5 protein-coding genes are annotated in these 6,957 nt (G+C 49.8%); 3 read left to right on the plus strand and 2 right to left on the minus strand.

The genetic code is table 11. The features are described 5' to 3' along the window. Positions 1-150 (plus strand): RecX family transcriptional regulator (locus tag HKN79_12055; protein NNC84301.1); only part of this gene is annotated, 150 nt, incomplete at its 5' end. A 51-nt stretch (positions 151-201) separates the two neighbouring features. On the opposite strand, the gene HKN79_12060 is transcribed toward HKN79_12055, so the two are convergent. Both HKN79_12060 and HKN79_12065 read right to left on the minus strand, forming a co-directional pair. Then, positions 202-2,259: a T9SS type A sorting domain-containing protein gene (locus HKN79_12060; GenBank protein ID NNC84302.1), complete on the minus strand. Its 2,058-nt coding sequence runs from the start codon at positions 2,257-2,259 to the stop codon at positions 202-204. Positions 2,260-2,419: 160 nt separating this feature from the next. Next, on the minus strand, positions 2,420-4,963 hold the full coding sequence (locus tag HKN79_12065) for a T9SS type A sorting domain-containing protein (GenBank protein ID NNC84303.1): 2,544 nt from the start codon (positions 4,961-4,963) through the stop codon (positions 2,420-2,422). Positions 4,964-5,141: 178 nt separating this feature from the next. On the opposite strand from HKN79_12065, the gene HKN79_12070 reads away from it, so the two are divergent. Continuing rightward, positions 5,142-6,239: a peptide chain release factor 2 gene (locus HKN79_12070; protein ID NNC84304.1), complete on the plus strand. Its 1,098-nt coding sequence runs from the start codon at positions 5,142-5,144 to the stop codon at positions 6,237-6,239. Between the two features lie 2 nt (positions 6,240-6,241). Further along, positions 6,242-6,592, plus strand: a complete 351-nt coding sequence (arsC, locus tag HKN79_12075; GenBank protein NNC84305.1) for an arsenate reductase (glutaredoxin) — start codon at positions 6,242-6,244, stop codon at positions 6,590-6,592. The last annotated feature ends 365 nt before the right edge of the window (positions 6,593-6,957 follow it).

The raw sequence follows: 6,957 nt of genomic DNA on the forward strand, positions 1-6,957 counted from the left end.
CTGGAAAGCATCCGTGAGCTCGCACAATACAAGATGGAGCGCGTCAAAGGCAAGGATGAGCGGGAGAAGAAAAGCAAGGTCTTCCGCTACCTCCAGCAGAAGGGCTACGAGAGCGACATCATCTACCAAGTGCTTTTCACACAGAAATAATAAAAGAGGCCCCGGAATGGAGCCTCTACTTCTCAGAATATCTGCACGTATCTATTTCACCACAAAACTTCTATGGTCGAGCTGCCCTTGGGATTCAACCTCTATGATGTACATCCCTGGAGACAAAGAATGCAGCTCTATGCGTAGTGTTCTTCTATTTGGCCGCGATTGTAGTAGGATGCGACCAGCCATATCCCTTACGATAACGGTCTCCATTGCACGGTCGGCCTGTAGGTTCAATATCCCTTCTACCGGATTGGGAAAGAGGACCACCTCTATGGCTTGCTCTCTCGACATGTGCTTTGTCTTGACCGATTCTATTCTCTGCATCCGTACACGAGAATTGCTCTTAGCCTTGGCCGTTCCGAAATTCCTCGGCCTTTTTATCTCTTCGACCACATGACTGGATTTCAGGTCTGCCTCTTCGGGCCAATCGATGCCCGGTGGAGTGAATATGCCGGTCTCAGGATCGAAATCGGGTGTGTTGAAGATCTTCTCTTCTGACCATGGGGAGACGGGGCCATTCCCTGCATCACAATAGACCCGGATGCGGAAGCGATAGCGCGTATTGGGATGCACATCGGACCGGTCGTACTTGATCGGCCATTTGAAGAAGTCCTTGTTGGGTTTGGTCTTCTTGGAAAGTAGGGTGGTATCCCCATCGATGATGGGAGTATTGGTGGCCAGGTCCCGTATAGGCCAGAATTCGATATCCACTGCCGTATTATCCTCGGCCGTGTATTTGACCTGAGGAGAGGCTTTATACCATTTGACCTGAGCACGATCGATGACGCCATTGGGATATGGCACAGGTTGCTGGGATTTAGTGATGTCGACAGGCGCTGTCTCACTCAAACTACAGGTAGAGCCTCCGCATAGCGGGTCTGAAGAATCCAGAACTGAAAAGATATAGACCGGAGTCTCGTCACAGAAGGTCGTATCGGTGAGGTCGACCGGTAGCCCCAAGAAGTACCAATCCCCCGGAGTGAGTGTGTCTATGTTGTTCTGGGCGAGTAGGAAATTAAGGTCTCCCTGGTACTGATAGAATCCGGGGTCATTCCCGAAATTGAGTAATCGATAATCCGAAGTATCGGAAACATTCTCAAAGTACCAGTAGAAGATTCCCGGTGAAGGAAGGACATGCTCCTTGGTCAAACTCAGATCGATCGGATCTGTCGGGCAGACCGTCTGATCACCGAGCAATACATCTCCAGCCACACATGTCGCGCTGGTGTCACATGGTCCTTCGCCATAATCCAAGAAAGTGACCTCCAGGTGACTGAAGGTGGTATCGCAGACCATACCCTGACTGGCAACAGCCGGTTGGACTTTCCAAGTACCACGCAAGGGTTCTAAGGAATTGAAGGAGAGGATGCCATTGACATCGCTATCGAATGAATAGGGAAAAGACGGATCGATCAAGTAGAAGCCCTGGGGCACTGCTCCCGTGCCGCCAGGACCCGGACTGAAGACCAATTGCAGCTCTCCTTCGCATTCGGGTCCAGGGACCACCACTCCGTTGACATCGATACTGGTGAACTCATCGGGACAGAGGGTGACCGGGGTATCGTCTACGATGCTGCCCGCTTCACAGCTACTGTCATCACATGGCACACAGCTTTCTTGTGTACTCAGGTTGGCGATATAGGGTGTTCCATTGTCTTCAAAGTCACTGGAGTATGGTGGGCTGCATTCTCCCACCTCCCTGATCACTATCAGGTAGGATCCGGCACTCGGAGCTGTCCACGATATGGCATGTGAAGAGAGAGTACCCGGCCCGGCAGGACCCGAGGTCACAGGAGTGCCACCGCCATCCAGTACGGTAAAGTGGATCGGCCATGCTGAACCAGCGTTGGCCGCCCCATTCACTACTCCGAATTCATACTGCACCCCAGCCTCGATATTGTTCATGGCATAGGAGTCAGACGGCCAGATATCTATTCCGGTCAGAGTATTCACCGCTACCGTCTGTCCGGATTCGATACAGTCAGGTGCCCCACCAAAGGTGCCGTTGAAATTTCCATATGGCCCATTTCCTGGGTCAGTACATTGGGTAGAAACTGTTCCATACAGGAACAGGGAGATTACCAGATAGGTGATCCGTTTCATGGTTCGATCGTTTTAATGGTCCGACCCGAAGCTGGCAGATAGCCTAGTTGTGCGAGTCGAAGGTGAAAGATAGCCCAAAACGATCAGGGAATCAATGGGTATAAAAAGTGAAAGGCCACTCTGAACGAGCGGCCTTTCACAAAAGATCATGTCAGTGAGTTCATTTGACAACGAACTGGTCTCTATAGACCTTTCCGTTGACCAGAACCTCGATACTGTACAGTCCGGTACCGAGATCGGACACATTCACTCTCAGCGAGGCATGCTCACCTCTCAAGCTGGTGTACGAATCCTCGATGAGTCTTCCGGTCATGTCCATGATGCGGATCTGAGCTACTCCACTGACCTTGTCGGTCAAGCGGATGGTCAGCTCATTGTCTACCGGGTTCGGGTAGAGGCTCATAGAGCTTGAAAGAACCGCTCTTTTCTGAGCTACCGGTTCTTTCTCCAGAGGAAGCACCAATTGACCTTTCTGTCCTTTTCTCTTTTGGAGCAAGGCATCCTGATGATCACTTGACACCAATGGATGCGTCTTTATCACAGCCTTCTTGCTGGTCTGCGCAAGCGCTTTCACCGTCTCATCCGAAGAGTCCTCTATCTCATTAGTTATACATGGATCCGACTCATCAATGCCCGTGACAGGATTGAAATTAGGTGTGTTGAAGATCTTGGACTCACTCCATGGAGATTCAGGTCCATTTCCGTCATGCCCACACTCACAGCGTACTCTCCATCCATAACGGACATTGGGTTCTACGCGGTTGTTATTGTTGACACCATCGGCACGGAACTTTATCGGCCACTTGAAGATGGAGCGTGGAGAGCCATCGCCATATGTCTTGACCTTATCCACCAAAGTGATGGTGTCTGTATTGGCCGGGTCACCGATCACATTACCGAATTCGTCCAATTGTTTCTTCGGCCAGAATTGGATGTCACACATAGCAGCATCTTCATCGGTATAGCGCACTTGTCCAAGTGCCTTGAACCATTTGACCTGAACACGATCACGTACTCCCTCCGGGTCGTTGTAAGGCACACATTCAAAGGACTTGGTCAGATCGACCGGTGCAGTATCGAATACCGAGCAATCTTGTCCACCAAGGCAGAATGCAGTCGTTTCTGAATTCCCGAAGTCTCCTCCGGAGGCCAGCGTGGCGCCAGCATCATCGGTCACGGAATAAGATCCATTTCCCCATTGGCAGCAAATCCCATCACCAAAGGCATCGTAGATGGTGAATGAATAGCAGCCATCCGGCAGACAATAGGACTTGGTGAAGCACGAGAATCCTGTAAGTGCGCTACCTGTAGAATCTATGATGTTCCCGGCATCATCGCGAAGGGTATAGGATGTTTCTTCAGAGTAATCATCGAAATTGATACTCACGGTGATGTCGTTCTGATCGGGAGCACATTTAGAAGGGCAGCCTTCTTCTTCATAATCCAAGAAGTTGACATCGATATCCCTATCCGTGGAATCGCAAATGAATCCATCGACCACCATGATACCATCGATCACCCAGTTCCCACGCATGGGTTCGAGGAGGAAAGAACTACTGAAACCTAGCATATCGCTGGAAACATTCGCAGTAAGGCTCGGGTCGATGATCAATGTCCAGCCTACTGAATTGCACAAAGTATCGGTAAATCCACCTGAGGCCAATGACACAGGGCGGAACCTTAATCGATAATCATACGCACAGGTCTGATCGGTTGGAGGAGACCACCCGAGAAAGTCCACCGGAAGAACGTCATCTGGACAGAGTACCTGGGGTGAGTCATCCGCGGGATTTCCCGCTTCACAGCCGGCTGGGTCACAGGCATCACAACCACCTTCTCCTTGACCGAAGAACGTCACTATCAAAGAGTCTGAAGAAATTGCACAATTGGTATTGTCGAATTGTACAAAAACTGCTGGTCGAAGTTCCCAATTTCCGCGAAGGGAGTCCAGACCATTGCCGGACATAACACCATTCACGTCACTATCGAATGTATAGGGCCAGGTTATCCCACCTGCGAACGTGAGATTGAATCCTCCTGCAACTCCACCGGTCGCTCCGGCCAAAGGTGTGAAAAGGATTGCTTCTACTGCATTACAGGTTGAATTGTCCGTTGGCAATGTAATCCCGGTACCTGTGATGGAACCGATCTCATCTGGGCAGAGTCCTATTGGAGTATCATCTACGATTCCTCCAGCATCACATCCTGTAGGGTCACACGATTCGCAACCGAAGATCTCAGTGATCAGGATATCGAATGCTCCTGCGGCACCTTGCCATCCATCGACTTGTAAAAAATACTGTGAACCTGGTGTAAGCCCACACACGTCAGCTATGGCCATGAAGTCAACAGGGTTGTCATCATTACACCCTACTTCTGTAAGCGTTCCAGTACAGGTGCCATCGGACGATGAATAGACCCCGATCTGAGTATCGGAATTACCACCAGTGAAGATGGTCTCGATGTTCACATCTCCCGATGCTGGGGCCACAAAGGTGAACCAGATGTCATTCTCGACTGTCGCATCGAACCAACATCCACCAATAGGCCCATCTGCTGTCGCGCCTGTGTTATCAGCACTGGCTTGAACACCTACAGTCAATGCCGTTGGTGTACAGATATCATCCTGTGCAATTGATTCTGCCTTGAAACCGATTAGCAATAGCATGGCCATCAAGGACTTCAATAGAAATCTCTTTCTCATTGTTTGATTGTTTAATGAATAGAATAAAATGGTCGAGATGGTGTGAATCCTCCTACCTACCTCAAAAAAGCTTCTAAAGCTAATGCATTGAGAGATATTATGCAAGACGAGTTTTCATCAAACGTTCTAGGCACTTGATCGCGAATGAGCGGCCCTATGAAATCATACCTTTGAGCCCATGATTACGAGCGATCAGATCAGTAGTCTCACCGAACGATTGGAGGCTTTGAAGGGCTATCTGGACATCGAGGACAAACTGGAGCAGATCCAAGAGAAGGAGAAGCATACCCATGATCCGGAATTCTGGAACGACCCCAAGGCTGCCGAGGCCGTTATGAAGGAGATCCGCAACCTGAAGGTCTGGACCAAGGCTTTTGAGACCTGCCGCGTGGCTGTAGAGGATCTACAGGTCATGGCAGAATTCCACAAAGAAGGAGAGGTCAGTGACGATGAGCTCGAATCCAGCTATTCTAAAGCCTTGGAGGCGGTCGATGAGCTCGAATTCAAGAACATGCTCAGTGCTGAAGAGGACTCCCTCAACGCTATCATGCAGATCACTGCCGGAGCCGGTGGGACAGAGAGTTGTGACTGGGCACGTATGCTCATGCGCATGTACATCATGTGGGGAGAGAAGAACGGATACAAGGTCAAGGAGTTGGACCTCCAAGAAGGAGATGTGGCAGGTATCAAATCGGTCACTTTGGAATTCGAAGGGGAGTTCTCCTACGGTTACCTCAAAGGTGAGAACGGAGTGCACCGTCTGGTACGCATCTCCCCCTATGATAGCAATGCCCGCAGACATACCTCATTCGTCTCGGTATATGTCTATCCTTTGGTGGATGACAGTATAGAGATAGAGATCAATCCGTCCGATATCTCTTTTGAGACCATGAGGGCCTCCGGAGCGGGTGGACAGAATGTGAACAAGGTAGAGACTGCCGTGCGCCTGCGTCACCACCCCAGTGGTATCATCATTGAGAACAAGGAATCGCGAAGCCAACTCGAGAACAAGAACAAAGCGATGCAACTGCTCAAATCGCAGCTCCTTCAAATAGAGATGGAGAAGAAGAACGAGGCTCGGGCCGAGATCGAAGCGAGTAAGAAGAAGATCGAATGGGGTTCACAGATCAGATCATATGTGCTGCAGCCCTACAAACTCGTCAAGGACAATCGCACCAACCACGAGACCTCCAATGTAGATGCCGTTCTCGATGGAGATGTGGGAGAATTCCTGAAGGCTTTCCTGATGATGGAGGGGGATGCTGTAAACAACTAAGAATGAAAGTCGAGATCTACCATATCACCCGTTGCCGGAAGAGCCGCGAGGCATTGAACTATCTACAGGATGAGGGTCACGAAGTTGAAGTCTTTGAATACCTGAAAGAAGTCCCCAGTCGTGAAGAGTTCCAAAAAGTCCTGGCCAAACTGAACCTGAAGCCCAGCGATCTGCTACGCAAAGGGGAGACCCTTTTCAAGGAGAAGTTCAAAGGAATGGGCTTCAATGAGGATGAATGGCTGGATGTTATGCTGGAACATCCCAAATTGATCGAGCGGCCGATCGTGATCCGTGGCAATAAAGCTGTCGTGGGAAGGCCTTTGGAGAATGTGATCCGATTATTAGAAAGCTAGGTCTCGCTAGTACAGTAATCAAGAATGAAGAACCTACTCATCCAAGTATATCGGAGGCTTCCGTTTCCCATCAAATGGGTAATTGTCCATATACTCTTGCTCCTTTTGCGCCCTTTTACATCCAATCTGAACATTTGGAATAGCTTCATCCGAATAAAGCATTCTGTCGGATTTCAACGCGTATTGCGAAGAGGAGACACCGCAGTACAAGCAGGAGTTGATTGGACCTCACCTCCTTCCTACGTGATACCGATTGGCCACCGAATAGGTAAAGAAGGCACCTTGATCGCTATCGAACCTATGCCTTCGAATTGTGAAAGGACCAAGCTCGAATTGGTCGAAAGGGGTATCGAGGCCAATACGAT

The sequence above is a fragment of the Flavobacteriales bacterium genome, assembly GCA_013001705.1.
GTDB lineage: Bacteria > Bacteroidota > Bacteroidia > Flavobacteriales_D > JABDKJ01 > JABDLZ01.

Excerpts from the sequence above, each read along its gene's own strand:
- HKN79_12060 (NNC84302.1), bottom strand. The coding sequence starts at position 2,259 with ATGAAACGGATCACCTATCTGGTAATCTCCCTGTTCCTGTATGGAACA.
- HKN79_12065 (NNC84303.1), bottom strand. The coding sequence starts at position 4,963 with ATGAGAAAGAGATTTCTATTGAAGTCCTTGATGGCCATGCTATTGCTA.
- HKN79_12070 (NNC84304.1), top strand. The coding sequence starts at position 5,142 with ATGATTACGAGCGATCAGATCAGTAGTCTCACCGAACGATTGGAGGCT.
- arsC (NNC84305.1), top strand. The coding sequence starts at position 6,242 with ATGAAAGTCGAGATCTACCATATCACCCGTTGCCGGAAGAGCCGCGAG.